Below are 25,851 nucleotides of genomic sequence, written 5' to 3'. Positions count from 1 at the left end.
CGGCACGGGACGGTCCGGGCGTGGTGCGTTCAGCGGCGGCCGGAGGCGTTCCGGCCGCGCCACAGAACGACGGCCGCGGCCAGCAGCGCCGCGCCGAGGCCCCCGGCGAGCGGGGCGGCCCAGTTGGCCGTCGCGTCGGCGGTACGGGCCGGGGTCGGGCCATCGCCGAAGTACCGCCCCCGGTGTCCCGCCGGGGCGGCCTTGGCGTCCAGGTCGGCCGGACGCAGCCGGGAGCCCGCCTCGATGGCCTCCGCCGGGTCGACGATCCCGTAGCCGCGGGCGTCGTCGCGGCCCTCGGCGGGGGCGTCGCGGGCGGTGTCGGCGAGGAGCTTCTTGATCTGCGCCGGGTCAAGGCCGGGGTGGGCGGCCCGGACCAGGGCGACCGCGCCGGAGACGAACGCGGCGGCGGCCGATGTGCCCCACTCGATGTAGTAGTGCCCGTCCGGGTTGGCGACCACGATGTCGACGCCGGGGGCGCTGACGGTGGCGTACCAGCGGCGGGTGGAGAACGAGGCGTGCGTGCCGTACTCGTCGACCGCGGCGACCGCGATCACCCCGGGGTAGGCGGCCGGGTAGGAGATCCGGTCCCCCTTCTCGCCGCCGTTGCCCGCCGACGCGACGACGGGGACGCCCTTGGACAGGGCGTACTGGATGGCCGCGTCCTCCCCGGGGTCGGGGTGGGCGGACTTGCTGTCGTCGCCCAGGGAGAGGTTGATGACGTCGGCGCCGTTGTCCGCGGCCCAGCGGATGCCGTCGGCGAGGGCGGGGCCGCGGGACTTGCGGGCCTTGGCCCGGGCGGGGTCCTTGGACTCCAGAATGACCCGGACCGGCAGGATCCGGGCCTCGGGGGCTATGCCGAGGACGCCGTCGGAGCGGCCGGGGCCGCTGCCGCGTCCGGCGATGATGCCGGCCATCGCGGTGCCGTGCAGGGCCCAGGAGGAGTCACCGCGGGCGGCGCCGAAGCCGACGAGGTCCTTGCCGGGGAGCACCTGGCCCGTCAGGTCGGGGTGGGCGTCGTCGACCCCGGTGTCCAGGACGGCGACGGTGACGCCCTGGCCCCGGGTGGTCTGCCAGGCCCGGTCGGTGTGCAGGGCGTCCAGCGCCCACTGCTGGTCGCGGATGGCGTCCGCGTGGGCGGGCGCGGCGGGGGCGAGCGCGAGGACGGCGGCGGCGCAGACCGCGGCAAGGACGCGGTGGGGTCGTCGGGTCATCCGGGCCGCTCCGTGAGTTCGGCGACGTGCCTGCGCAGCCCGCGCTCCACCCGGTCCGCGATGCCCTTCGCCTCGTGGCCGAGCCCGGCCTGGGCGATGTCCGTCGTGGCACCCGGGGCCATGGCGGCGGGCGCGGGCTGCGGCTCGGCGACGGTGCGGCCGTCCGCGAAGCCGGAGACGGCGAGGACGACGACCGGGATCTCGGTGAGCGGGTCGACCGTCCAGCTGGCGCGCTGCCCGTCGCCGAAGGAGGCCGCGGACGTGCCCTCGGGAGCGTACGTACGGGGCATGAGGTCCTTGCGCGCGCCGAGCTTCTGCTCGGTGAACCGGGTGTGCAGGGCCCGCATGCCCGGGGCGTCGGCCTCGGTGAAGACCAGGCCGACGGTGGTGACGGCGGAGCGGGTGGCGTCGGTGTAGGTGGCGCGCACCAGCCGTTCGCAGCCCACGGAACGGAGCGTGGTCAGGAGCAGCGGGTCGAGCCCGCTCCCGCACGTGCTGTCGGCGGCGACGCCGATCCGCGTCCAGGCGCGGTGGGTGCCGCCGGGGCCCGCGCCCTTCCCCTGGAGGGCGCGCGGGAACAGCGTGTCGACGGGGACGCTGTGCCAGGCGCCGCGTGCGGCGGTGTACGGGTTCCCGGTGGTCTCGGCCGAGGAGTCGCCGGTCAGCCAGGCCCCGGTGACCGCCCCGCCGATCAGACCGAGGCCGAGCACGACGCAGGCGGCGGCCGCCGCGGTACGCCACCGCTGCCGGGGGCGGACCGGCCGCAGCCGGGTGGTGGTCTCGGCAGGAGTCTCCGGGTAGCCGTAACGGACCGGCGGCCGGTAGCCGCCGGGGGGCGGCGGCACGGCTCCCGGCGCGGGTGTCAGATCGACGGCCCCGACGGGCCTGCGCCGGGTGACGGGCGGCGGGCTAGCGGGCGGACCGGGAAGCGTCGGGTTCGCGGAACCCGCGGGGGGCCGGCCCGGCGGCATCGGGGTGGGGCTCTTGGAGGGTCGCGCGGGCGCGGGGGCCCCGGGGGGCGTGGGCAGCTGGGCCGGCGCGGCCTGAGTCCCTGGTCCGGCCTGCGGGGCCGGTGCTCCCTGCGGGGCGGGGGCGGCCGGTGGGGCCTGAGTCCCGGGTCCGGCCTGCGGGATCGCCCGGGCGGAAGGGGCCGAGGCGGGGGCTGCCGGTGCGGTCTGAGGGACACGAGCTGCCGGTGGCGCCTGCGGGGTCGGTACTCCCTGCGGGACAGGAGCTGCCGATGGGGCCTGAGTCCCGGGTCCGGCCTGCGGGATCGCCCGGGCGGAAGGGGCCGGGGCGGGAGCTGCCGGCGGAGCCGGACGGGCTGGTGGGACGGCACGGGCCGCCAGGGTGAACCGGGTCGGCGGGGCCTTCGGATCCAGCGGGGGCGGCCCGGCGGTTTCGGCAGGCGCGTACGGCGCGGACGGCGCGGACGGCGCGGCCGACGCGGCCGACGCGGCCGACGCGGCCGAACGCATCGGCGGGTCCTGCTGGGCCGGTCCGGCGGGGCGGGGCGGGGCGGGGCGCTGGGCCGACTGCTGGGCCGGAGCAGCCGCCGGGGCCGGAGACGCTTCCTGCGCGGCCGAAGCCGGCGGGCGGACCGAGGTGCCCTGAGACGCCTGCTGAGCGACCGTCGGCCGAACCTGCTGGGGCGGCGCGGTCCGTGCGGGGGGCGTGGGCGAGGAAGCGGGTGCCGGGGACGTGGGAGGGGTGGTCGGGCGGGGCGGCACAGGGGCGCGCTGCGCTTCGGTACTCATCCAGCCCCCCGCATACACGTCCTCGTACCGACTACGGATCACCGCCGCTGACAGGCCCGTTGGTGCTCGCGTGCACGTCACTCTACGGGCTGCGGACGGGCGGCGGGGAACGGGACGCCCCGGTCGGCGGACGATCTGTCCCGATCATCCCCCTACCCAGCCGTAGCGGCTCTCTGGCAAGCTGCGGCCATGACTGCCCGCGCGGCTGACCGGACCCGCTACAACCGGGCCACCGCCCATCTCGACGCCCCGATCGCGATCGTCGATCTTGAGGCGTTCGACGCCAACGCGGACGATCTGGTGCGGCGGGCGGCCGGGAAGCCGGTCCGGGTGGCGACCAAGTCGGTGCGGTGCCGGGCCCTGCTGGAGCGGGTGCTCGCGCGTCCCGGGTTCGCCGGGATCATGTCCTACACGCTGGCGGAGTCGCTGTGGCTCGCGCGGGCCGGGTTCGACGACGTCCTGCTGGCCTACCCGTCGGCCGACCGGTCCGCGTTCGCCGAGCTGGCGGCCGATCCCAAGCTCGCCGGGGCCGTGACCGTGATGGTCGACGACCACGCCCAGCTGGAGCTGATCGACGCCTCCCGGGCGGGCGGCCGGGAGGAGATCCGGGTCTGCCTGGAGCTGGACACCTCGCTGCGGATGCTGGGCGGCCGGGTCCGTATCGGGGCGTTGCGCTCCCCCCTGCGCTCCCCCGCGCAACTCGCCGAGCTGGCCCGCTCGGTGGTCCGCAGGCCGGGGTTCCGGCTGGTGGGGCTGATGGCGTACGAGGGGCATGTGGCCGGGGTCGGCGACGCGCAGGCGGGGCGGCCGCTGCGGTCCGGGGCGATCCGGCTGATGCAGTCGGCCGCCGGCAAGCAGCTGTCGGTGCGCCGGGCGGAAGTGGTCCGGGCGGTCCGCGCGGTCGTGCCGGAGCTGGAGTTCGTCAACGGCGGCGGGACCGGCAGTGTGCAGCACACGGCAGCCGAGGCCGCGGTGACGGAGATCGCGGCGGGTTCGGGGCTGTACGTGCCCCGGCTTTTCGACGACTACTCGTCGTTCACCGGCCGGCCGGCGGCCCTGTTCGCGCAGCCCGTGGTGCGCCGGCCCGGCGTCGGCGTGGTGACCGTGCTCGGGGGCGGCTATCCCGCGTCGGGTCCGGCCGGCTCCGACCGCTCGCCGGTGCCGTATCTGCCGGAGGGGTTGCGCTACGGCGCGCAGGAGGGCGCGGGCGAGGTACAGACGCCGCTGCGGGGCTCCCCCGCCGACGACCTGCTGATCGGCGACAAGGTGTGGTTCCGGCACGCCAAGGCCGGGGAACTGTGCGAGCGCTTCGACGCGCTGCACCTGATCGAGGGCGACCGGGTCACGGCGAGCGTTCCGACCTACCGGGGCGAGGGGCGGACCTTCCTCTGACCTCGGGCCGCGGGCGGTGTGGGCTTCAGGGGCCGATGGACGCGCCCACTCCACCGCTCGTCGCGCTGTCGCCGAGCGGGCGGATGCCCCGGGTGATGGTGTCCATCAGGGTCAACGGCAGCCCGGGTGCCTCGGCGTCGAAGGCGAACCGGACGATCACCGGTGTTCCGGCGCCGACCGTGGAGGGGAAGACCAGGGACTGCACGTACCCGCCGGGCCCCTTGCCGGTGGTGACCTGCCAGCGCACCAGGTAGCCGGTGCGGCCGGCGACGGTCAGCTCCTGCGTCTTGAGCACCTGGTGGGACGTGATGCCGCCGTGGGTGCGCCGGCCGAGGTTGTCCTCCTCGTAGGCCTTGTCGGCCGCGGTGACGATGTCGGCCTCGGCCAGGGTTCTGACATCGGTCTCGCCGCCCCGGGCGGTGCGGGTGGTGACCGTGCCGTGGTAGCAGAACGCCGCGCCACCGGGGCAGTCGTAGGACTGCTCGGTGCGGATGGTGGGGGCGTCGTCAAAGGTGCTCTCGGGCTTCTCCCAGCCCTCGGGCACCGGCAGGGTGACCCCGTTGAGCTGGTCGACGAGGACGGTGGGGTCCTCGTCCGAGTCGGAGTCCGGGTCCGGCTGGGCGGAGGAGGCGGTGGCCGTGGGGGCGGTGACGGGAGCCGGGGGCGAGGCGGCCGTCGTCGGAGCCGCGGGTGTGGCGCCCTCGTCGCGGCCGAGCAGCACGGCCCCGGCGACGGCCGCGCCCAGGACCAGCACCCCGGAGAGCGTGATCGCCAGGACCTTCGTCCGGCCTCCGCCGCCGGCCTCGTCCCGGGGGCCGCGCTGGTGCGGGAGCGGAAGCGACGGCGGGCCGAACGCCGCGGGTGCGGGCGGCTGTTCCGGTGCGGCGTGGGCAGCGCCGGGCAGGCGGGTGTGCACGGTCCAGGCCGTACCGTCCCACCAGCGCTCGAAGCCGGGTGCGCCCGTGTCCGGATACCAGCCGGGCGGCGTCGCGTAGCTCATGCTTCCACTCTAGGGTCCGGCTCCGACACGGCGGCCGGGGTTGGCGGGGTCAGCCGTCGCGGCCGGTCAGGGACAGCAGATCGCGGGCGGGGCCGGTGGGACGGTGGCCCCCGGGCCAGACCGCGCGCAGTTGGCGGCGCAGCCGTACGCCCGCGATGGGGACCTTGACGAGGCGGCGGGACGACAGCTCCTCGCCGAGGGCCAGTTCGCTCAGGACGCAGGGGCCCGCGCCGCTCTCCGCCGCGCCCTTGACCGCCGTGGTCGAGGAGAGCTCCAGCAGGGGCTGGGCCAGTCCGCCGTGCACGGCGAGCGCCGCGTCCAGGACCTGGCGGGTGCCGGAGCCGTGTTCGCGCAGGATCAGCGGGGTGGCGGCGAGTTCGCCGGGCAGCAGCGGGGTGCGGCGGCGGGCCCAGGGGTGGCTGGGGGCGACCACGACGACGAGGCGGTCGTGGGCGATGACGGTGCCGTCGAGGCCCTCCGGTATCGACAGGCCCTCGACGAACCCGAGGTCGGCCTCGCCGGTGACCAGGCGGCGGGCGACGGCCGCCGAGTTGCCGACGAGGAGCGAGACCGCGGTGTCCGGCCGCTCGCCACGCAGCGCGATCAGCCAGCCCGGCAGCAGGTATTCGGCGATCGTCATGCTGGCGGCGACCCGCAGCCGGGAGTCGCGGCGGTCGCGCAGCGCCTGGGCGCCGGCGTCGAAGGCCTCCGCCGCCTCGACGACCCGGCGTGCCCAGTCGGTGACCAGCGCGCCCGCGTCGGTGAGCCGGGAGCCGCGCGGTGAGCGGTCCAGGAGGGCGACGCCGAGCTGGCGCTCCATGGACCGGACGCGGCTGGAGGCGGCGGGCTGGCTGATGCCGACGTCCCGGGCGGCCCGCCCGAGGCTGCCGTGGCGGGCGACGGCGAGCAGCAGTTGCAGCGCCCCGAGGTCGGGGACCCGGTGGGAGAGGGAAACGTGGGGTGCGTGCGCGTCGTCGCCGGTCATAAAGCCAGCTTATGACCTCATAGGAATGGAGTCCCTGGTGGGCGGGGGCCCGGCCGCGAAGAATCGTGGCATGACCATCTTTCCGGTGACCCGGACCGCCGTACCGTCGCCGCCCGCCGCGCTTTCGACCCGTCCGGCCACGGCTCCCGGCGACGGGACGCGACTGCCGTTCCTGCGGCACATCGGCCCGAACTGGTACGCGAGTGTCATGGGCACCGCGATCGTCGCGAGCGCCGGCGCGATGCTTCCGGGGGACGTTCCCGGGCTGCGGGCCGCGTGCACCGTGGTGTGGGTACTGTCGACGGTGCTGCTGCTGGCCGTCCTCGCCGCTCGTGCCGGGCACTGGCTCTGCCACCGTGACCAGGCCCGCGCCCATCTGCTGGACCCGGCCGTCGCCCCGTTCTACGGCTGTCTGTCGATGGCGTTGCTGGCCGTCGGCGGGGCCACGCTGACGGTGGGCCAGGACGTGGTGGGCGCGCGGGCGGCGCTCGCGGTGGACGTGGTGCTGTTCGCGGCGGGTACGGCGATCGGTCTGGTGGCCGCGGTCGTGGTGCCGTATCTGATGGTCGTACGCCACCGTCCCGCGCCCGGAACCGCGTCGCCGGTGTGGCTGCTGCCGCTGGTCGCCCCGATGGTGTCGGCCTCGCAGGGCGCGCTGCTGGTGCCCCACGTCGCCGCCGGACAGGGGCGCGAGGCGCTGCTGCTGGCCTGCTACGCGATGTTCGGCCTGTCGCTGCTGGCCACGCTGGTCGTGCTGCCGCTGGTCTTCTCCCGGCTGGTCCACCACGGTCCGCTGCCGCTCGCGCTGACCCCGACGCTCTTTCTGGTGCTGGGCCCGCTCGGGCAGTCGACGACCGCCGTCAACCAGCTGGCCGACGTCGCCCCGGGGGCGGTCGGGGCCCCCTACGCCTCCGCGTTCGGCGCGTTCGCCGTGCTGTACGGGGTGCCGGTGATGGGCTTCGCGCTGCTGTGGCTGGCCCTGGCGACCGCGATGGTGGTGCGGGCCGCCCGGAACGGCATGGGCCTCGCCATGACGTGGTGGGCGTTCACCTTTCCCGTCGGCACGTGTGTGACGGGCGCGGCCGGTCTGGCGCGGCACACCGGGCTCGACGCGCTGACCTGGCTGGCGGTGGCGCTGTACGTCCTCCTGGTGGCGGCCTGGGCGGCGGCCGGGACGCGGACGGCGCTCGGGGTGCTCAGCGGAGCGCTGACGGCAGCGCCCGTGCCGCCTCGGCCAGCGACGGCCCGTACCACGTGAGCAGCCGCCCGTCGACGAGTGCGGCGGGCAGGGCGGGGAAGGCCTCGGGTCCGTCGTCCGCGGTGAAGCGGTAGGGCTCGTCGGGCAGCACGACCAGCTCGGCCCCGGAGGCGTTCAGCTCGTCGAGCCGGATGCGCGGGTAGCGCTCGGCGTGGTCGGCGTACACGTTGCGGATGCCGAGGCGGGCGAGGAGGTCACCGGCGAAGGTGTCGTGGCCCAGCACCATCCAGGGCCTCCGCCAGATCGGCACGACGGCGGGGCGGGGGCTCTCGGAGGGCGCGGGCAGGGCGGCCCAGGCGGCCTCCGCCTCGTCCAGCCAGCGGGGCCGGGGCAGCCCGCAGCCGTCGACGAGGACGCGGTGCAGTTCGGCGAGTGCCTGATCCAGGGTGCGGACCTCGGTGACCAGGACGTCGAGCCCGGCCGTCCGGAGCGCTTCGAGGTCGGGGGCCCGGTTCTCCTCCTCGTTGGCGATCACGAGGTCGGGGGCGAGGGCGGCGATCGCGGCCACGTCCGGGTTCTTCGTGCCGCCGACGCGGGCGGCGGTGAGATCCGCGGGGTGCGTGCACCAGTCGGTGACCCCGACGAGCAGCCCGGGTGCGGTGCGGGCGACGGCCTCGGTGAGCGAGGGGACCAGGGAGACGACGCGCACGGACGGGCCTTTCGCGAGCGAGTGGAGCGGGCTTGCGTTCCGTACGGGCTGCGGCCCCACAGGCGCCCCCTACGAACGCGGCACCGTACGGCGTACGGGGTCAGCGGCGCGAGTCGAACGTGGCGTCGATGTGTTCGGCCACCGCGACGACCAGCAGCCGGCTGCCGGGCACGGTGGCGCGCCAGCGGTGGCGGACCCCGCCGGAGAGGAACAGGCTGTCGCCGCGCTCCAGGCGGTGGACCTGGCCCTCGGCCTCGACGTCCACGGCGCCCTCGACGACGTACATCAGTTCGTCGTTGCGGTGCTGGAACTCACGGCCGAGGTCCGGTTCGCCGGTGAACTCCAGGGCGCTGAGCTGGTGCCGGCCGCGCACCAGACGGCGTACGCCCTCGCCCCCCTCGACCTCCTCGGCCCGGACGACGTCGACGGCGCGCGCGGAGTCGGCGGCGGCCCGCAGACGCCCGGTGGTGGTCTCCAGCGCCTCGGCGACCCGGTCGAGGGAGCGGGGGCTGGGGCGGGCTCGCTCGTTCTCGATCTGGCTGAGGAAGGGCACGGAGAGACCGCTGCGCGAGGCGACCGCGGCCAGCGTGAGTCCCAGTGTTCTGCGTCGTCGGCGGACGGCGGCGCCCACCCGCGGTGTGTCCTTGTCGTCCATGTCCCGGCTCCCTCCCGCCTCCGCCATCCTCCCGGTTGCCAGCACCTTACGCACATGGTTGCGCACGACGTCCGGTAAACGCCCCCGGGCAGCCGGAAGGGGTGGCCCCGCCCGAAGGCGGGGGCCACCCCTCACGACCTGCTGCTTTCGTGCCCGTGGGCCCTTACTGGGGCGCCAGGGTGTCCGCGATGCCCGGGTTGTCGTCCATCCAGGCCTTCACGGCTTCCTCCTCGTGTCCCACGCCGCGCTTCTGGATCTCGTTCTCCAGGCCGCCGAGCTGCTTCTCGGTGAGCTTGAAGTCCTTGAACCACTTCGTCAGCTGCGGGTACTGCTTCGGGAACTCCTTGGAGGCGATGGTGTGCAGGCGGTCGCCCTCGCCGAACGCCTTCTTCGGGTCCTTCAGCTTGGTCATGCCGTACTCGTTGTACGCCCAGTGCGGGGTCCACAGCAGGACCGCGATGGGCTCCTTCTTGGCGTACGCGCGCTTCAGCTCGGCCAGCATGCCGGGCGTGGAGGAGTCGAGGACCTCGTACTCCTTGTCCAGGCCGTAACTCGGCAGGACCTTCTTCTTGAGGTTCTCCATGGTGGCGGTGCCGGGCTCGATGCCGACGATCCGGCCCTTGAAGTCGGAGCCCTTGCCCTTGAGGTCGTCGAGGGTCTTGACGTCCTTGACGTAGTCGGGGACGGCGACCTCGATGGAGGTCGGCCCGTACCAGGAGCCGATGTCGGTCAGCTTGTCACCGTACTTGTCCCAGTAATTCTTCTGGGTGTACGGCAGCCAGCCGTCGAACTGCACGTCGATCTGGCCGCGTGACATCGCGGCGTACATCGGGCCGACCTCGAACTGCTTGAGGTTGATCTTGTAGCCGCGCTCCTCCAGGACCGCCTTCCACAGGTACGTGGCGGCGATGTCCTCCTCCCAGGGGAACCAGGCGACCTCGACGGCACGGTCACGCTCGTCCTTGCCACCGTCGGCCTTGGCGTCCTTCGGGACCGGGGACCACTTGTCGGCGACGCCCGGGTTGTCCTTCAGCCAGGTGCGGACGGCTTCCTGCTCCTTGCCGGAACCGGACTTCTGGATCTCGGCCTCAAGGCTGGTGAGCTGCTTCTCGCTCATCTTGAAGTCCTTGAGCCACTTGCTGACCACGGGGTCCTCGGCGGAGAAGCCCTTGCGCGCCAGGGTGTGGACGCCGTCGCCCTTGCCCCAGAGACCCTTGGGGTCCTTCAGCTTGGTGAGGTCGTACTCGTTGTACGCCCAGTGCGGCGACCAGAGCGGAACCACGATCGGCTCCTTCTTGGCGTACGCGCGCTTCAGCTCGGCCAGCATGGACGGCGTGGAGCCGTCGATGAGCTTGTACTCCTTGTCCAGGCCGTAGCCCGGCAGCAGCTTGTCCTTGAGCAGGCCCATCTCGCCGGCGCTCGGCTCGATGCCGACGATCCGGCCCTTGAACTCGGAGGCCCGGCCCTTGAGGTCGTCCATGGTCTGGACGTCCTTCATGTACGCGGGGACTGCGAGCTCCAGCGAGGTCGGGGCGAACCACGCGCCGAGGTCCTCCAGGCGGTCCTTGTACTTCGCCCAGTAACTGGCGTGGGTGACCGGCAGCCACGAGTCGGTCTGGAAGTCGATCTGCCCGTTGGCCATACCGGTGTACAGCGCGCCGGCCTCGTACTGCTTGACGTCGACCTCGAAGCCGCGCTGCTCCAGCATCTCCTTCCAGAGGAACGTGGAGGCGATGCCCTCGTCCCACGGGATGTAGCCGATGCTGACCTTCTTCCCGTCGCCGACCTGCGCGGCCTTGCCCGCGGTGTCGTCCTTGGAGCCGCCGAAGACGCTCATGCTGCCCGCGACGAGCGCGAGGACGACGATGCCGACGGCCGCGATGCGGGGCTGCGGGCGGTAGGTCCAGATCTTCCAGCCCTCGGCCATGGCCTGGGCCTTGGCGACCGCGCGGCGGCCCAGCGGGGAGACCTCGGTGCCGAGCGCGCCGGTCATCCGGTCCAGGTACATGGCGAGGATGACGATGGAGATGCCCGCCTCGAAGCCGAGGCCGACGTCGACGTTGCCGATGGCGCGGTAGACGGAGCCGCCGAGGCCGCCGCCGCCGACCATGCCCGCGATGACGACCATGGACAGGCCGAGCATGATGACCTGGTTGATTCCGGCCATGATCGTGGGCAGGGCGAGCGGCAGCTGGACGCGCAGCAGCGTGTTGCGCGAGGTGGTGCCGAAGGCCTCGGCCGCCTCGACGAGTTCGCCGTCGACCTGGCGGATGCCGAGTTCGGTCATCCGGACGCCCGGGGGCAGCGCGAAGATGATGGTGGCGATGATGCCGGGGACCACGCCGACGCCGAAGAAGATGACGCCGGGGATCAGGTAGACCATGGCGGGCATGGTCTGCATGAAGTCCAGGACCGGCCGGGTGATCGCGCTGACCGTCCTGGACCGGGAGGCCCAGATGCCCAGCGGCACGGCGATGACCAGGGTGACCAGGGTCGCGACGAGCACCAGGGTGAGGGTGTCCATCGCTTCGGCCCACAGTTCGACGGAGTCGATGAGGGCGAACCCGACGAAGGTGAGCAGTGCCGCGGGCAGGCCGCGCAGCCACCAGGCGATGACGGCGACGATGCCCGCGAAGAGCAGCGGTGCAGGGGCGGACAGGACGGCGGCTATGCCGTCGAACATGCCGCTGACGACGGAGCTGATGGCGTCGAAGAGCCAGGCGAGGTGGGTCTGCAGCCAGTCGACCGCGGAGTCGACCCATTCGCCGAGGGGGAGCCTAAACACTGGCCACCTTCTTCACGCCGTCCGCTGCCGCGGGTTCGGTGTCGCGGGGGGCCTCGGCCGGGGTCATCGGCTCACCGAGGACGGCGAGCAGCCGGGAGCTGGGGACGACGCCGACGAGCTTGCCCCTGGCGTCGGTCACGGCGACCGGGTTCGAGCTCTGCGAGCAGGGCGTGAACAGGTCGATGATCGGCGTGGACTCCGGGACCGTGGCGGGTGCCGCGGCCAGCACGTCCTGCGGGGTGCGCAGTTCCTTGCCGTCCGCAGCCTTCGTGCCCATCACGGTGTGGGCCTCGGCCATGATCGCGCCCGCGGTGAGCACCCGGGAGCGGTCGACGTCCTGGGTGAAGGAGGCGACGTAGTCGTTGGCCGGGGTGACGAGGATGTCCTCGGCGGTGCCGAGCTGGACGATCTCCCCGTCGCGCATGACGGCGATCCGGTCGCCCAGGCGCATGGCCTCGTTGAGGTCGTGGGTGATGAAGACGATGGTCTTCTTCAGGCGCTTCTGGAGCTCCAGCAGCTGGTCCTGCATGTCACGGCGGATCAGCGGGTCGAGCGCGCTGAAGGACTCGTCCATGAGCAGCAGGTCGGCGTCGGTGGCCAGGGCGCGGGCGAGGCCCACGCGCTGCTGCATACCGCCGGACAGCTCGTCGGGCCAGGACTTCTCCCAGCCTTCGAGGCCGGTCATCCGCAGCGCCTCGGTGGCGCGGACCTCGCGCTCCTCGCGCGACACGCCCTGGACCTCCAGGCCGTACGCGGCGTTCTCCAGGACGCTCCGGTGGGGGAAGAGCGCGAAGTGCTGGAACACCATGCTGATCTTGGTGGAGCGGACGTGCCGCAGGTCGCGGGGGCTCAGGGCGGTCAGGTCCTCACCGTCGAACAGCACCCGGCCCGCGGTGGGGTCGAGCAGACCGTTGAGCATCCGCAGCAGGGTGGACTTGCCCGAGCCGGACAACCCCATGACGACGAAGATCTGACCCGGCTCCACGGTGAACGAGGCGTCGATCACCGCTGCGGTCGTTCCCTCGGCGCGCAACTCGTCGCGGTCGGAGCCGCTTTCGAGCTTCCGCACGGCTTCATCGGGTCGTCTGCCGAAGACTTTGTACAAGTGCTCGGCTTGCAGCCTGGACACATACACCTCACGCGTTGAACCGAAAAACGGTCTGCCACCCCCTCCGGCAGACCGTGGAGCGGTGCGGGTTCTGTCCGCGTGGCACATGCACTAGTTGAAAATGCGACGTGGTTCGCTCCGATGGCGCGCCTGCCCTCGCTTACACAGCCCAAACACAACAGTGATCCAGGTCACTGACCTGCGACGGAGCGGCGGTAAGCGGTTACCCGGAGCGACTGTGGGTGCGGTGGGGCATCATCGGGTCTGTGACGCGACGCCTGATGCTCCTCGACACCGCCTCCCTCTACTTCCGCGCCTACTTCGGCGTGCCCGATTCGGTGCGCGCGCCGGACGGGACGCCGGTGAACGCCGTGCGCGGCCTCCTCGACTTCATCGGCCGCCTGGTGCACGACCACCGGCCGGACGATCTGGTCGCCTGCTGGGACAACGACTGGCGCCCGCAGTGGCGGGTCGACCTGATCCCGACGTACAAGGCGCACCGGGTCGCCGAGGAGACGCCCGCCGGACAGACGGACGAGGAGGAGATCCCCGACACGCTGTCCCCGCAGGTCCCGATCATCGAGGACGTGCTGGCGGCGCTCGGGATCGCCCGGGTCGGCGTCACGCCGTACGAGGCGGACGACGTCATCGGCACCCTCACGGGGCGGGCGACCGGGCCGGTGGACATCGTCACCGGCGACCGCGATCTGTACCAGCTGGTCGACGACGCCCGTCAGGTGCGCGTGCTCTACCCGCTCAAGGGCGTCGGCACCCTCCAGGTGACCGACGAGGCCTGGCTGCGCGAGAAGTACGGCGTGGACGGCACGGGCTACGTCGACCTGGCGCTGCTCCGCGGCGACCCGAGCGACGGGCTCCCGGGCGTCCCCGGCATCGGTGAGAAGACGGCGGCGAAGCTGCTGGACGCGTACGGCGATCTCGACGGGATCATGGCGGCGGTGGACGACCCGAAGGCGAAGCTGACGCCCTCGCAGCGCAAGCGGCTGGACGAGTCGCGCGCCTACGTGGCGGTCGCGCCGAAGGTGGTCCGGGTGGCCGGGGACGTCCCCGTGCCCGACTTCGACCCGGCGCTGCCCCGCGAACCGCGCGACCCGGCCGCCCTGGAGGCGCTGGCGGAGCAGTGGGGGCTGGGCGGAGCGCTCCAGCGGCTCCTGACCACCCTTCAGCACTGAGATGTTAACTTAGGCATACCTAAGCTCACGTTTTCGAACCAGGGAGTACCTCGTGGCAGAGCGGCCGGCCCGGCAGGGACCCACGGCTCAGGGGGCGCAGGTCGTGCGCACCGAGCAGATCACCCCGCACATGGTCCGGGTGGTCCTCGGCGGCGAAGGGCTCGCGGACTTCACCCTCTCCGGCTTCACCGACCACTACATCAAGCTGTGCTTCGCGCCCGAGGGCGCGGACTACGCGCACCCGTTCGACATGGCCGCGATCCGGCAGCGGTACCCGCGCGAGCTGTGGCCCACCACCCGTACGTACACGGTGCGCTCGTGGGACCCGGTCGCCCGGGAGATGGCCGTCGACTTCGTCGTGCACGGCGACGCGGGACTCGCGGGACCGTGGGCGCAGCGGGCCCGGGTGGGCGAGCAGGTGACCTTCCTCGGCCCCGGCGGCGGTTACGGTCCCGAGGCGTCGGCGGACTGGCACCTGCTGGTCGGCGACGAGAGCGCGCTGCCGGCGATCGCGGCGGCGCTGGAGCAGATGCCGTCGGGTGCGCCGGTACACGCCTTCGTGGAGGTGTCGGACGCCTCCGAGGAGCAGAAGATCGTGACGCCCGACGGGGTGGCCGTGACCTGGCTGCACCGTGGCGACCGGCCCGTCGGCGAGCTGCTGACCGCCGCCGTGAAGGGGCTGGACTTCCCGGAGGGCGAGATCCAGGCCTTCGTGCACGGGGAGGCGGGCTTCGTGAAGGAGATCCGCCGGTATCTGCGCGTGGAGCGGCAGATCCCCCTGGCGCGGCTCTCGATCTCGGGTTACTGGCGTCTCGGCCAGAACGACGACGCCTGGCGCGCAGTCAAGCGCGAGTGGAACGAGCAGGTGGAGCGCGAGCAGGAGAGCGGCACGACCGCTCCGTAGCTCCCGCCCCGACGCCGGCCGCCCCCGGGTCCCCTGCCGGGCCCGCGCCGGGCGGCCCCGCCGAACGGACCACCGGGCCCTGTCCGCCGCACCTGCGCGGCGGACAGGGCCCGCGCGTCGGGGGGGTGACCCGACGCGTGGCGGCCGCACCGGGGCCGCCACGCACATCGCACCGCACCCGCCGGGCCAGCACCCCGGAGCCCGCACCGGATCAGCCCGCAGGGCCCGGCTCCGCACCGCCGCCACCGGCCCCGGCGCCCCGCTCCCCGCCCGCGCCCCCCTCCGCGGCGTGGGAGCCCTCCGGATCGACCGGCCCCGAGAGGTTCTGCGGGGACTCGAAGCGCCGGAAGGACACATCGATGTGCGCCAGCCTCCGCAGCGCGCCGAACATCGCCTCGCCGAGGACGGTGCCCACGACGACGCTCTCCACCAGGTCCTCGCGGGCCACCCGCCGCTGTACGTAGTCGAGGTCGGCGCGGGCGAGCGGCTCGGCCGCATCCGCGTAGACGTCCAGCAGGTCGATGTATCCGCCGTGCCCGGCCCTGCGCAGCGCGGCCAGCACCCCCGCCAGTGACTCGGCGGCGGAACCTCGCTCGTCGGCGTGCCAGCCCCGCCGCAGCAGCAGCTCGGCCACCTCCTCCCGCGCCTCCTCCAGCTCCGGCCCCGCCTCCTCCCCGCCTGCCGGGGTGACGCCGTCCGCCGCGATGCCGAGCACCTTGTGCACCGGCTGCTCGGGGTCGTCCATGACCTCCAGGACCTCACCGATGCTGGCGAGCGAGAGGCCGCCCACATCCAGGAGCGCCCGGATCAGGCGCAGCCGGCGTTCGTGCCCGGGGCCGTAGCGGGCCTGGTTCGGGCTGGTCAACTCTCCTGCGGGCAGCAGCCCTTCCCGTAGGTAGTACTTGATCGTCGGCACCGGGACTCCGGACCTGCGACTCAATTCACCGATGCGCACCGCGTGTTCGCCCTTTCGCCCTTGCCAGAAACCACCCTCATCATAGATAGTCCCTCTATCGGATAGCGGACAGTGCGGCTATCCAATATTCATCACGTCACCACAGGGGGGTCCCTCATGTCGTCATGGCGTTCCTGGCATCGTTCATTAGTCGTCTTCTCCGCCGCGATGGTCGTCGTGGCCCTCGTTTCCGCCGTGGGCCTCGTGGTCGACGACCGGGTCCTGGTGGGGGCGCCGATCTGGGCGAAGCCGTTCAAGTTCGCCGTGTCCTTCGCCGCGTACGGCCTGACCCTGGCCTGGATGCTGGCCCAGCTCACCCGGGGGCGGCGGATCGGTCGGTGGGCGGGGCACGTCGTCGTGCTGACGAGTCTGACCGAGATGGTGCTGATCACGGTGCAGGTCGTCCGGGGCCGACGCAGCCACTTCAATTTCGCGACCACGTTCGACGCGGTGCTGTGGGACGCGATGGGGGTGACCATCGTCGTCCTGTGGGCGGCCACCCTGGTGATCGCCGTCCTGCTGCTGCGCACGCGGATCGCCGACCGGGCGACGGCCCTGGCCGTCCGGGGCGGGCTGCTGATCGCCCTGGTCGGCGCGGCCCTCGGTTTCCTGATGCCGCTGCCGAGCGAGAGCCAGCGGGCGGCGGGGAACCTCGACACCGCCGACATCGTCGGCGCGCACTCCGTGGGCGTACCGGACGGCGGCCCGGCCATGCCGCTGACCGGCTGGTCGACGACCGGCGGCGATCTGCGGGCCCCGCACTTCGTGGGCATGCACGCCCTCCAGCTCCTCCCGCTCCTCGTGATCGTCCTGGTACTCCTCGCGCCCCGCTTCACCCCGCTGCGCGACGCCGGGGTGCGGCTGCGTCTCGTGCGGGTCGCCGTGGCCGGCTACGCGGCGCTCGTCGCGCTCATCACCTGGCAGGCGCTCCGGGGGCAGCCGCTGATCCACCCGGACGGGGCCACGCTGGCCGCCGCCGGGACCGTCCTCGCGGCGGTGGCGTACGGAACGTGGAGCGCGCTGCGCACGGCCGCCCCGGACCACCCCTCCTCCCGCACCGCCGACGACAAGGAACCCGTGGCATGACCGGCGCCCTGTTCGAGATCACGTTCTACCTGGCCGCCCCGTTCTGGCTGCTGATGATCTTCGCCCCCACCTGGTCCGGCACCGCCCGTGTCGTCGCCTCGCCGCTGACCGTGCTGCCCGTGCTCGCCGTCTACGTCGTGATGGCCGTGCCGGTGTTCCCGGAGCTCTGGACGGCGGTGAGCAGCCCGGACATCGACGCGTTCCGTGATCTGACGGCGCTGGCCGGCGGCGCGGGGACCATCTGGGCGCAGGTGATCGCCTGGGACCTGCTGCTCGGGCAGTGGATGTACCTCCAGAGCCGGAAGCTGGGACTGTCGCCGCTGCTGATGGGGCCGCTGCTGATCCTGACGATCCTGCTGTCGCCGTTCGGCCTGCTGATCTTCCTCGCCGTCCGCGCCGTCCGCCTGCGAGGGCGCGAAACGCCCACCGGCTGAGTCGCGCCCTCCCGGGGCCCTGTCTGCGAAGATCGCGGGCACCCGACCAATCCGTACGGTCGCCGGCTCCGAATCACTGCCGGAAGCGACGATCGTCCCTGGAGGAAACCCGCGTGAAGGAAGCCGTACACATCAGTGGGGTGCCCTCGCCCGGCCCCGACCTCCAGGAGCTCCTGGTGCGGGTCGCGCGGGGCGATCAGGACGCGTTCGCCGCGGTGTACGACGCGGTGAGCGGCCCCGTGCTCGGCCTGGTGCGCAGCGTGCTGCGCGATCCGGCCCAGTCGGAGGAGGTGGCGCAGGAGGTGCTGGTGGAGGTGTGGCGCACCGCGCCCCGTTTCCGGGCTTCCCGGGGCAGCGCGATGAACTGGGTGCTGACCGTGGCGCACCACCGGGCCGTCGACCGGGTCCGCTCGGCGGAGGCCGCCGCCGCCCGGGAGCACAAGGCGGCGCTGCTGGACCGGACGCCCGCCTTCGACGAGGTGTCCGAACAGGTCGAGACCAGGTTGGAGAGAGAACAGGTACGGCGCTGTATGCGCACCCTGTCCGAGCTGCAACGGGAGTCGGTGACCCTGGCCTACTACCGGGGCCTGACCTACCGTGAGGTCTCCGAGCTGCTCGCCGTGCCGCTGGGCACCATCAAGACACGACTCCGCGACGGCCTCATCCGCCTGCGCGACTGCCTGGGGGTGAGCGCATGAGCACGGCCGAACTGCACACGCTGACCGGTGCCTACGCCCTGCACGCGCTGCCGGACTCCGAACGGCAGGCGTTCGAGCGGCACCTGGAGGACTGCGAGGCCTGCACCCAGGAGGTGCGGGAGCTGTCGGCCACCGCCGCCCGGCTCGGCCTCGCCGTCGCCGAGACCCCGCCGCGCGAGCTGCGCGAGAGGGTGCTGCGGGAGATCACGACCGTACGCCAGGAGGCTCCGGCGCACGGCAGACGAGCGCGGACCGGCGGGGGCGGAGGCACCGGCCGGTGGTACGCCTACGCGCTCGCCGCCTGCGTCGCCGCGACCGCCGCGTTCGGCGGGGTCGCGGTCTGGCAGAACCAGGTGGCGCAGGACGCGCGGCAGGACGCGAACCAGGCGCAGCGGCAGAACGAGCAGCTGGCCCAGGTGCTCTCGGCCCCGGACGCGAAGACCACGTCGAGTGGGCTGGCGGGCGGCGCGCACGGCACCGTCGTCGTCTCGCGGAGCCAGAACCGTGCCGTGTTCCTGGCCTCGGGGATGGACCGGCCGCCGAGCGGCAAGGTCTACCAGCTCTGGTTCAACGACGAGGGCACGATGCGCTCGGCCGGCCTGATGGATCCGAAGGCGAGCGACGACGCGGTCCTGCTGGACGGGCCGGTGGACCGGGCGTCCGGGATGGGCATCACGGTCGAGCCCGCCGGAGGCTCCGACGAACCGACCTCGTCCCCGGTGGCGCTGATGGACTTCCCGACCGCCTGACCGCTCACCTGCCCACTCCTCCACGAACCATGCAAGGGAGCGTCCGTTCCATGAGTGTCGCGGTGGTGCTGTTCACCTCCGATCTGCGGCTGCACGACAACCCGGTGCTGCGTGCCGCTCTGCGGGACGCGGACGAGGTCGTCCCGTTGTTCGTCCGGGACGACGCCGTCCACCGCGCCGGGTTCGACGCGCCCAACCGGCTGGCCTTCCTCGCCGACTGCCTGGCCGCCCTGGACGCCGGACTCCGCCACCGGGGCGGCCGGCTGGTCGTCCGCCGGGGCGAGGTGGCCGAGGCGGTAAGGCGGGTGGCCGAGGAGACCGGGGCGGCCTGCGTGCACGTCGCCGCCGGGGTCAGCGGGTACGCGACGCGGCGCGAGCAACGGATCCGGGAGGCCCTGGCGGGCACCGGCAGCGAGCTGCGCGTCCACGACGCGGTGGTCACCGCGCTCGCTCCGGGGCGGGTGGTCCCGACGGGCGGCAAGGACCACTTCGCGGTGTTCACCCCGTACTTCCGGCGTTGGGAGACGGAGGGAGTACGGGGCACACTGACCGCTCCCCGCACGGTGCGGGTGCCGGACGGTGTGGCGAGCGACCCGCTCCCGGACCGGGACAGCGTGGAGAACCTCTCCCCCGGCCTCGCCCGGGGCGGCGAGGAGGCGGGCCGCAAGCTGGTGACGAGCTGGCTGAACGGGCCGATGGCCGACTACGAGGACGGCCACGACGACCTGGCCGGCGACGCGACGTCCCGGCTCTCCCCCCATCTCCACTTCGGTACGGTCTCCGCCGCCGAACTGGTCCACCGCGCCCGGGAGAAGGGCGGGCCCGGCGGCGAGGCGTTCGTGCGGCAACTGGCCTGGCGCGACTTCCACCACCAGGTCCTCGCGGGCCGGCCGGACGCCTCCTGGTCCGACTACCGGCCGCGCCGGGACCGCTGGCGCTCCGACGAGGACGAGATCGACGCCTGGAAGTCCGGGCGTACGGGCTATCCGCTGGTGGACGCGGCGATGCGGCAGCTCGCGCACGAGGGCTGGATGCACAACCGGGGCCGGATGCTGGCCGCGAGCTTCCTCACCAAGACGCTGTACGTGGACTGGCGGGTGGGCGCCCGGCACTTCCTGGACCTGCTGGTCGACGGCGACCTGGCGAACAACCAGCTCAACTGGCAGTGGGTGGCGGGCACCGGCACGGACACCCGGCCCAACCGCGTGCTCAACCCGGTGATCCAGGGCAAGCGCTTCGATCCGCGCGGTGCCTACGTACGGCGCTGGGTGCCGGAGCTGGCGGAGCTGGAGGGGGCCGCGATCCACGAGCCCTGGAAGCTTCAGGGCCTGGACCGGGCGGGTCTGGACTACCCGGACCCGGTGGTGGACCTGGCCGAGGCCCGGGCCCGCTTCGAACGCGCCCGCGGTCTGGACTGACCGGACGACGGCCACGACGCGAGGAGGCCCGTCCCGCGGAGAAGCGGGACGGGCCTCTTCGGCTGTGAGACCCGGCCCGAGGAGACGCGGGACGGGCCTCGTCGGCTGTCAGACCCGGCGCGGCGGCCGGGGGAAGAAGCCGCTCGTCCGCGCCACGTAGGCGTCGAACCCGGGCCGGTCGGCCATATGACGCTCCAGCAGAGCCGCGCCGCTGCCCTTGGTCAGCAGGAAGCTCATCACCAGCGGGGCGACGACGGTGGCGGCAGCGGCGGCGGGGGCCTGGCAGACGAAGAGGAAGAGCCCCCACCAGACGCAGAAGTCGCCGAAGTAGTTCGGGTGGCGGGTCCAGGACCACAGCCCCCGGTCCATGATCTTCCTCTTGTTGGCGGGATCCGCCTTGAACCGGGCGAGCTGCGCGTCGCCGATCGCCTCGAAGGCGAGACCGACCGCCCACAGGAGTGCCCCAGCCCAAGCCCACCAGGCGAGCGGCGCGGTGAGGTAATGCGCGGCCTGCACCGGCAGCGAGACCAGCCAGACGAGCGCCCCCTGGAGGAGATACACCTTGCGCAGGGCGTGCAGGTTCGGGTTGCCGGGGGCCTTCGCCAGCATTTTCTCGTAGCGCGGGTCCTCTCCGTGGCCCCGGCCGCGTCGGCCGATGTGGACGGCGAGGCGCAGCCCCCAGATCACGGTCAGCGCGGTGACCAGGAGCCGGCGGCCGTCGTCGCCGTCGCCCGCCGACAGGCCGTAGGAGACCAGGGCGACGGCGGCGAACCCGATGCCCCAGGCGACGTCGACGATCCGGTGCACGCCCTTCTTCAGGGCGACGGCGAAGGTGACGAGCATGACGCCGAGCGCGGCGACGGCCGCGCCCGCGAGCCCGCTCGCGAACGCGGACCAGGCGAAGCCGCTCATGGGCTCTCCTCCGGGGCGGCCGGCGCGTACCAACCGCGCGGGGTGGGCGGCATCGCGGCGGAGCCGACCGGGTCGGGCCGTACGGAGAGGATCTGGTCGACGCCCATCCGGCGTTCCTCGAACGCGAGCGCGCCGCCGACGAGGTAGAGCCGCCACACCCGCGCGGTCTCCTCCCCCACCAGCGCGACGAACTCCGCCCAGCGCTCCTCCAGGGTGCGCCGCCAGGCCTCCACCGTCCACACGTAGTGCTCGCGCAGCGATTCGACGTCACGCACCTCGAGACCGGCGCCCTCCAGCAGGGCGACGGTCTCGCCGAGCGGCCGCATGTGCATGTCGGGGGCGATGTACGACTCGATGAACGCGCCGCCGCCCGGCGCCGTCGTCCCCCGGGACATCTGCTGGACCAGGGCCCGGCCCCGCGGCCGCAGCGCGTCGTGCAGGATCGCGGTGAACGCCGGGTACTCGGCGTCCCCGACGTGCTCGCCCATCTCGATCGTGGACACCGCGTCGTACGCGCCCCGGGTCTCCGGCCGCCCCGCGATGTCCCGGTAGTCGATGTTCAGCACCTCGACGCGATCGTCGAGGCCGCGTGCGGTGACCTGCTCCCGTACGTACGCGGCCTGTTCGGCGGCGAGGGTGACGGCGGTGACGTGGACGCCGTGGCGCTCGGCCGCGTACAGGGTCAGCGAACCCCAGCCGCAGCCGATGTCCAGCAGCCGTGCGCCGGGCCGCAGTCCGAGCTTGCGGCAGATCAGCTCCAGCTTGTCGCGCTGCGCGTCGGCCGGGCCGTAGTCGGGCGCCTCGCTGGTCCAGTAGCCGCAGGAGTACGCCATCGTCTCGTCGAGCAGCAGCGTGTAGAAGGCGTTGGACAGGTCGTAGTGGTGGCTGATCGCCGCCCGGTCACGGGCCTTGCTGTGCAGGGTCCCGCGGAGTCCGGCGCGGGCGGCGGGGACCGGCGGCCGGGGGCCGACCGCGCCGAGGCGCAGGGCGAGGCCCGCCGCCCTGAGCCGGTCGGCGAGGGCGGGCGCGGGCGCGGTCAGGCCGCGGTCGCGCGCGGCGCGGCGCATGGCGCGAAGCCCGTCGCCGAGATCGGTGTCGAGGTCGATGTCGCCGGTGATGTAGGCCTCGGCGAGACCGAGTTCGCCCGGCTCCCACAGCAGGCGACGCAGCGCTCTGCGGGTCCGCACGTGGACGGTGGGGGCGTCCCTGGGCCCGGTCTCGCTGCCGTCCCACATCCGTACCCGGACCGGCGGCGGGCCGCCGAGGAACCGCTCGATCAGCGGTTCGACGCGCTGGGCGGCCCCGGTCGGGGTGCGCCGGGCGGGGGGCTTGGGTGCGGTGGTGGTCACGCGGTCTCCTCGCGGGTCAGAAGCAGCTGCTGCACATCGAGATAGCCGGAGCGGAAGCCCGCTTCGGAGTAGGCGAGGTAGAAGGTCCACATCCGGCGGAAGACGGCGTCGAAGCCGAGGGCGTCGACCTCGGCCGCCCGCTCGGTGAACCTTTCCCGCCACAGCCGGAGCGTCTCGGCGTAGTGCGCGCCGAAGCGGATGCGCTGCGTGGTGCGCAGGCGGGTGTGGCCGGTGGTGATCCGCTCCACGGCTTCGGTGGAGGGCAGGAGCCCGCCGGGGAAGATGTACTTGTGGATCCAGGTGTACGTGGAGCGGCTGGCGCGGAGCCGGTCGTCGGGCATGGTGATGGCCTGGAGGGCGATCCGGCCGCCGGGGGCGAGCAGCCGGTCCAGGGTCTCGAAGTAGCACGGCCAGAACTCCTCGCCGACCGCCTCGACCATCTCGACGCTGACGATGGCGTCGTAGTCGCCGGTGACGTGGCGGTAGTCGCTCAGCCGCACCTCTACGCGGTCCGCGTACCCGGCCTCGCGGATCCGGGCGCGGGCCAGTTCGCGCTGTTCGGCGGAGAGGGTGACGGTGACGACCCGGGCGCCTCGGGCCGCCGCGCGGACGGCCAGTTCGCCCCAGCCGGTGCCGATCTCCAGGAGGCGGGTGCCCTCGGTGACCCCGGCGGCGTCCAGCAGCCGGTCGATCTTGCGGTGCTGGGCGGCGGGCAGCAGGTCGCGTTCGGCGGGGAAGCCGCGGAAGACGGCGGAGGAGTACGAGAGCGTCTCGTCGAGGAAGAGGGCGAACAGCTCGTTGGACAGGTCGTAGTGGTGGCTGATGTTGGTTCGGGAGCCTTCGGGGGTGTTCAGCTGGGCGGTGGGTTTGCGCAGCGCCCAGATGCCGCGCAGGCGTTGCAGCGGCCGGGGGACGAGGCCGGCCACGTTGTCGGCCAGCACGGTCAGCACGCCGACCAGGTCGGGCGCGTCCCACTCCCCCGCCATGTAGGACTCGCCGAAGCCGATGAGTCCGCTCGCGCCGATCCGCCGGAAGAAGGCGTCGGGGTCGCGGATGTCCATGAGCGGCCCGCCGAGACCTATGTCGTCCCTGCCCGCGAGGCGGGCGCGCAGGGGGAGCCGGGCGAGCGCCTGGCGGACGATGCGCTCGGCGACGGCGGTCCGGGCGCGGGAGGCGCGGGGCTGCGCGATGATGTCGGGCCAGCGTTCCGGGTCGGTCCCGGGGGTGTGCTCTGCCGGCAGCGCGGAGGTGGGCGCGGTCACTGCATGCCTTCCTGAGGGCGGTGCGGGGGACGGGGCTGCACGGGGAGCCCGCGCAGATAGAGCCGGATGCCGTGCAGGCGGATCGCGGCGGAGACGAGGACGGTGGACAGGGGGTGGCGCAGGGCGAGTCGCACCAGCTCCCGGGGGGCGGCGGGCCGACGCCGGCCGCGGACGGTCGCGGTGAACGGGCGGGCTCCGTCGCGCTCCAGGTGGATGCTCAGGTCGAGCCGGGGCCCGGGCTCGGGCAGCCGCATCCGGTAGCCGCCGTCCACGGGGAAGAACGGCGAGACGTAGAAATCCTTGTCGGCCACGGCCCGGTCATGCGTGTCGGGGCGCAGGAGGTAGCCGTGCCGTCCGCCGTACGTGTTGTGCACCTCGGCGACGACGCAGAGGGGGCTCCCGTCGGCCCGGTGACACCAGTAGACGGTGATCGGGTTGAAGACGTGTCCGAACACCCGGGCCTGGGTGAGCATGGTGACGGTGCCCTCGCCCAGCTCCACGCCCCGCGCCCGCAGGAAGCGCTCCAGCCCGGCCCGGATGGTGGGGGCGGTGCCGCCGAAGTGGTCGCGGGGGTCGAACCGGGCCAGCGGTCGCAGGAGGCGCGGCAGCCGGGGCGGCCGGTCGGGGTCGATGAGCCACAGATACGTACGGTGCCGGAACGCGTACCTCGTCGGCCGGTTCCGCACGTGCGTGATCGTGCACGGGTAGAGGGCGTTCACCACCTCACCCCCAGGGCCGCCGCGGCCTCGACCCCCGAACGGCAGCCGTCCTCGTGGAACCCCCAGCCGTGGTACGCCCCCGCGTAGGCGGTGACGGGACCGGAGAGGGCGGGCAGCCCGGCCTGGGCCTCGACGGACCCGGGTGTGTAGACGGGGTGCTCGTAGACCATGCGGGCGCGCACGGAGGCGGGGTCGACGCGGTCGGAGCCGTTCAGCGTGACCACGAAGGTCTCGGGCGCGTCGAGCCGCTGGAGGCGGCTCATGTCGTAGCTGACGGTGACGCGGTCGGCGTCGGCGGCGCACGAGGGCATCAGGTAGTTCCAGGAGGCCCTGGCCCCCCGGGCGCGCGGCAGCAGCGCGGTGTCCGTGTGCAGCAGGGTCGGGTTGCGGGAGTACCGGAACGCGCCCAGCGTGCCGCGCTCGGCGTCGGTCGGGTCGGTGAGCAGCCGCAGCGCCTGGTCGGGGTGGGTGGCGATGACGACGGAGTCGTACGGGGTCCTCGTGCCGTCCTCCGTGGTGATCTCGACGCCGTCCGCGTGCCGGGTGATGGCGCGTACCGGGGTCGAGGTGTGCACGGCGGTGAGCTGTTTGACGAGGAGGTCGACGTAGCTGCGCGACCCGCCGGTGACGGTGCGCCAGACCGGGGAGTCACCGATGGCGAGCATGCCGTGGTGGGCGAGGAAGCGGAAGAGATAGCGGGCCGGGTAGCGCAGGGCGGTGACCGGGTCGCAGGACCAGACGGCGGAGACCATGGGCGTGAGGAAGTGGGCGTGGAAGTAGGGCGAGAAGCGCCCGCGCCGGGCGAACTCCCCCAGCGTCATCCCGTTCGTCCCGCCCGCCCCGTCCGTCCCGCTCTCCGGCAGTTCCAGGAGGGCCCGGGCCGCGCGGTGGAAGCGCGGCACCTCGGCGAGCATCCGCAGATAGGGGCCGCGCACGGCGGAGCGCGGCTGCGCGAAGAGCCCGGCCGGGCCGCGCGCCCCTGCGTATTCGAGGCCGCAGCCCTCGCACCGCACGGACATCGACATCTCGGACTCCTGGGTGGCGACGCCCAGTTCGTCGAAGAGCCGCAGCAGGTGGGGGTAGGTCCGGCGGTTGTGCACGATGAACCCGGAGTCCACGCGGTGCACCCGGCCGTCGGACGCGGTCAGGTCATGCGTGTGGGCGTGGCCTCCGACGCGGTCCTCCGCCTCGTACAGCGTCACCTCGTGGGCGTTCCGGAGAACGTGGGCGGCGGTCAGTCCCGCCACTCCGGATCCGACCACCGCCGTCCGCCGTCGTTCCCCTGCCATTCCGGCTCCCTCCGGTCCTTCCACACAGGTCGGAGCACTGCTGGAGTGCTCCTCACCCTGCATTCGCGGCTGGTGGCCGGATGGAT

General features: G+C 73.3%; 24 protein-coding genes. 10 read left to right on the top strand and 14 right to left on the bottom strand.

What is annotated here, in order from left to right; genetic code table 11:
* Nucleotides 1-29: 29 nt before the first annotated feature.
* Both mycP and AC3CH1_RS30500 read right to left on the bottom strand, forming a co-directional pair.
* Nucleotides 30-1,211, bottom strand: coding sequence for a type VII secretion-associated serine protease mycosin (mycP, locus tag AC3CH1_RS30505; protein WP_488465831.1), 1,182 nt, complete (start codon nt 1,209-1,211; stop codon nt 30-32).
* Nucleotides 1,208-2,056, bottom strand: a complete 849-nt coding sequence (locus tag AC3CH1_RS30500; RefSeq protein WP_488465830.1) for a hypothetical protein — start codon at nt 2,054-2,056, stop codon at nt 1,208-1,210. Before AC3CH1_RS30500 ends, mycP begins: the two co-directional genes overlap by 4 nt.
* Nucleotides 2,057-2,561: 505 nt before the next feature.
* Here AC3CH1_RS30500 and AC3CH1_RS30495 point away from each other — a divergent pair.
* Complete coding sequence (locus AC3CH1_RS30495) at nt 2,562-2,825, top strand: hypothetical protein (RefSeq protein WP_488465829.1); 264 nt, start codon at nt 2,562-2,564, stop codon at nt 2,823-2,825.
* A gap of 332 nt (nt 2,826-3,157) precedes the next feature.
* Nucleotides 3,158-4,360, top strand: a complete 1,203-nt coding sequence (locus AC3CH1_RS30490; protein ID WP_488465828.1) for an amino acid deaminase/aldolase — start codon at nt 3,158-3,160, stop codon at nt 4,358-4,360.
* Nucleotides 4,361-4,385: 25 nt separating this feature from the next.
* Here the strand turns inward: AC3CH1_RS30490 and AC3CH1_RS30485 are convergent, their stop codons facing one another.
* Nucleotides 4,386-5,360 carry a DUF2510 domain-containing protein gene (locus AC3CH1_RS30485; protein WP_488465827.1) on the bottom strand — a complete coding sequence of 325 codons (975 nt, stop codon included), beginning with the start codon at nt 5,358-5,360 and terminating at the stop codon, nt 4,386-4,388.
* 49 nt (nt 5,361-5,409) lie between these two features.
* Nucleotides 5,410-6,345: a LysR family transcriptional regulator gene (locus tag AC3CH1_RS30480; protein ID WP_488465826.1), complete on the bottom strand. Its 936-nt coding sequence runs from the start codon at nt 6,343-6,345 to the stop codon at nt 5,410-5,412.
* A gap of 70 nt (nt 6,346-6,415) precedes the next feature.
* Between AC3CH1_RS30480 and AC3CH1_RS30475 the strand changes: the two genes are divergently transcribed.
* Nucleotides 6,416-7,603 carry a TDT family transporter gene (locus AC3CH1_RS30475; protein WP_488465825.1) on the top strand — a complete coding sequence of 396 codons (1,188 nt, stop codon included), beginning with the start codon at nt 6,416-6,418 and terminating at the stop codon, nt 7,601-7,603.
* Here AC3CH1_RS30475 and AC3CH1_RS30470 read toward each other — a convergent pair.
* The 4 genes from AC3CH1_RS30470 to AC3CH1_RS30455 form a co-directional block, all read right to left on the bottom strand.
* The gene (locus AC3CH1_RS30470; RefSeq protein WP_488465824.1) at nt 7,542-8,252 is read right to left on the bottom strand and encodes a helical backbone metal receptor; all 711 of its coding nucleotides are present in this window, start codon (nt 8,250-8,252) and stop codon (nt 7,542-7,544) included. The genes AC3CH1_RS30475 and AC3CH1_RS30470 overlap by 62 nt on opposite strands.
* Nucleotides 8,253-8,352: 100 nt before the next feature.
* Complete coding sequence (locus AC3CH1_RS30465) at nt 8,353-8,907, bottom strand: helix-turn-helix domain-containing protein (protein ID WP_488465823.1); 555 nt, start codon at nt 8,905-8,907, stop codon at nt 8,353-8,355.
* 163 nt (nt 8,908-9,070) lie between these two features.
* Nucleotides 9,071-11,692: an ABC transporter permease/substrate binding protein gene (locus tag AC3CH1_RS30460; protein WP_488465822.1), complete on the bottom strand. Its 2,622-nt coding sequence runs from the start codon at nt 11,690-11,692 to the stop codon at nt 9,071-9,073.
* On the bottom strand, nt 11,685-12,761 hold the full coding sequence (locus tag AC3CH1_RS30455; RefSeq protein WP_488465821.1) for a quaternary amine ABC transporter ATP-binding protein: 1,077 nt from the start codon (nt 12,759-12,761) through the stop codon (nt 11,685-11,687). The genes AC3CH1_RS30460 and AC3CH1_RS30455 overlap by 8 nt, the downstream gene beginning before the upstream one ends.
* A 320-nt stretch (nt 12,762-13,081) precedes the next feature.
* Between AC3CH1_RS30455 and AC3CH1_RS30450 the strand changes: the two genes are divergently transcribed.
* Nucleotides 13,082-13,990 (top strand): 5'-3' exonuclease, encoded by a 909-nt coding sequence (locus AC3CH1_RS30450; RefSeq protein ID WP_488466776.1) that lies wholly within the window; start codon nt 13,082-13,084, stop codon nt 13,988-13,990.
* A 52-nt stretch (nt 13,991-14,042) separates the two neighbouring features.
* The gene (locus tag AC3CH1_RS30445; RefSeq protein ID WP_488465820.1) at nt 14,043-14,894 is read left to right on the top strand and encodes a siderophore-interacting protein; all 852 of its coding nucleotides are present in this window, start codon (nt 14,043-14,045) and stop codon (nt 14,892-14,894) included.
* A gap of 211 nt (nt 14,895-15,105) precedes the next feature.
* On the opposite strand, the gene AC3CH1_RS30440 is transcribed toward AC3CH1_RS30445, so the two are convergent.
* Nucleotides 15,106-15,810 carry a MerR family transcriptional regulator gene (locus tag AC3CH1_RS30440; protein ID WP_488465819.1) on the bottom strand — a complete coding sequence of 235 codons (705 nt, stop codon included), beginning with the start codon at nt 15,808-15,810 and terminating at the stop codon, nt 15,106-15,108.
* 156 nt (nt 15,811-15,966) lie between these two features.
* Here AC3CH1_RS30440 and AC3CH1_RS30435 point away from each other — a divergent pair, with 156 nt between their 5' ends.
* The 5 genes from AC3CH1_RS30435 to AC3CH1_RS30415 all read left to right on the top strand — a co-directional run bounded on the left by AC3CH1_RS30435 (nt 15,967) and on the right by AC3CH1_RS30415 (nt 20,234).
* Nucleotides 15,967-16,935 (top strand): hypothetical protein, encoded by a 969-nt coding sequence (locus AC3CH1_RS30435; RefSeq protein ID WP_488465818.1) that lies wholly within the window; start codon nt 15,967-15,969, stop codon nt 16,933-16,935.
* Nucleotides 16,932-17,369, top strand: coding sequence for an ABA4-like family protein (locus tag AC3CH1_RS30430; RefSeq protein ID WP_488465817.1), 438 nt, complete (start codon nt 16,932-16,934; stop codon nt 17,367-17,369). The genes AC3CH1_RS30435 and AC3CH1_RS30430 overlap by 4 nt, the downstream gene beginning before the upstream one ends.
* Nucleotides 17,370-17,482: 113 nt before the next feature.
* Nucleotides 17,483-18,067 (top strand): sigma-70 family RNA polymerase sigma factor, encoded by a 585-nt coding sequence (locus tag AC3CH1_RS30425; RefSeq protein ID WP_265602538.1) that lies wholly within the window; start codon nt 17,483-17,485, stop codon nt 18,065-18,067.
* A complete protein-coding gene (locus tag AC3CH1_RS30420; protein ID WP_488465816.1) occupies nt 18,064-18,816 on the top strand; it encodes an anti-sigma factor in 753 nt (250 codons plus the stop codon). Before AC3CH1_RS30425 ends, AC3CH1_RS30420 begins: the two co-directional genes overlap by 4 nt.
* 50 nt (nt 18,817-18,866) lie before the next feature.
* Nucleotides 18,867-20,234: a cryptochrome/photolyase family protein gene (locus tag AC3CH1_RS30415; protein ID WP_488465815.1), complete on the top strand. Its 1,368-nt coding sequence runs from the start codon at nt 18,867-18,869 to the stop codon at nt 20,232-20,234.
* 108 nt (nt 20,235-20,342) lie between these two features.
* On the opposite strand, the gene AC3CH1_RS30410 is transcribed toward AC3CH1_RS30415, so the two are convergent.
* From AC3CH1_RS30410 to AC3CH1_RS30390, 5 genes are read right to left on the bottom strand one after another with little or no spacing between them, the layout of a single operon-like run.
* Nucleotides 20,343-21,146: a DUF1295 domain-containing protein gene (locus AC3CH1_RS30410; RefSeq protein WP_488465814.1), complete on the bottom strand. Its 804-nt coding sequence runs from the start codon at nt 21,144-21,146 to the stop codon at nt 20,343-20,345.
* On the bottom strand, nt 21,143-22,495 hold the full coding sequence (locus tag AC3CH1_RS30405; protein ID WP_488465813.1) for a class I SAM-dependent methyltransferase: 1,353 nt from the start codon (nt 22,493-22,495) through the stop codon (nt 21,143-21,145). Before AC3CH1_RS30405 ends, AC3CH1_RS30410 begins: the two co-directional genes overlap by 4 nt.
* A complete protein-coding gene (locus AC3CH1_RS30400) occupies nt 22,492-23,757 on the bottom strand; it encodes a class I SAM-dependent methyltransferase (RefSeq protein WP_488465812.1) in 1,266 nt (421 codons plus the stop codon). The genes AC3CH1_RS30405 and AC3CH1_RS30400 overlap by 4 nt, the downstream gene beginning before the upstream one ends.
* Nucleotides 23,754-24,479, bottom strand: a complete 726-nt coding sequence (locus tag AC3CH1_RS30395) for a DUF1365 domain-containing protein (protein ID WP_488465811.1) — start codon at nt 24,477-24,479, stop codon at nt 23,754-23,756. Before AC3CH1_RS30395 ends, AC3CH1_RS30400 begins: the two co-directional genes overlap by 4 nt.
* Complete coding sequence (locus tag AC3CH1_RS30390; protein WP_488465810.1) at nt 24,473-25,765, bottom strand: NAD(P)/FAD-dependent oxidoreductase; 1,293 nt, start codon at nt 25,763-25,765, stop codon at nt 24,473-24,475. Before AC3CH1_RS30390 ends, AC3CH1_RS30395 begins: the two co-directional genes overlap by 7 nt.
* Nucleotides 25,766-25,851 lie beyond the last annotated feature (86 nt).

Source organism: Streptomyces sp. MGP-P1, assembly GCF_057766565.1.
The sequence above is the reverse complement of the archived record's forward strand: the minus strand, read 5'-3'. Positions and strand labels throughout refer to the sequence as shown.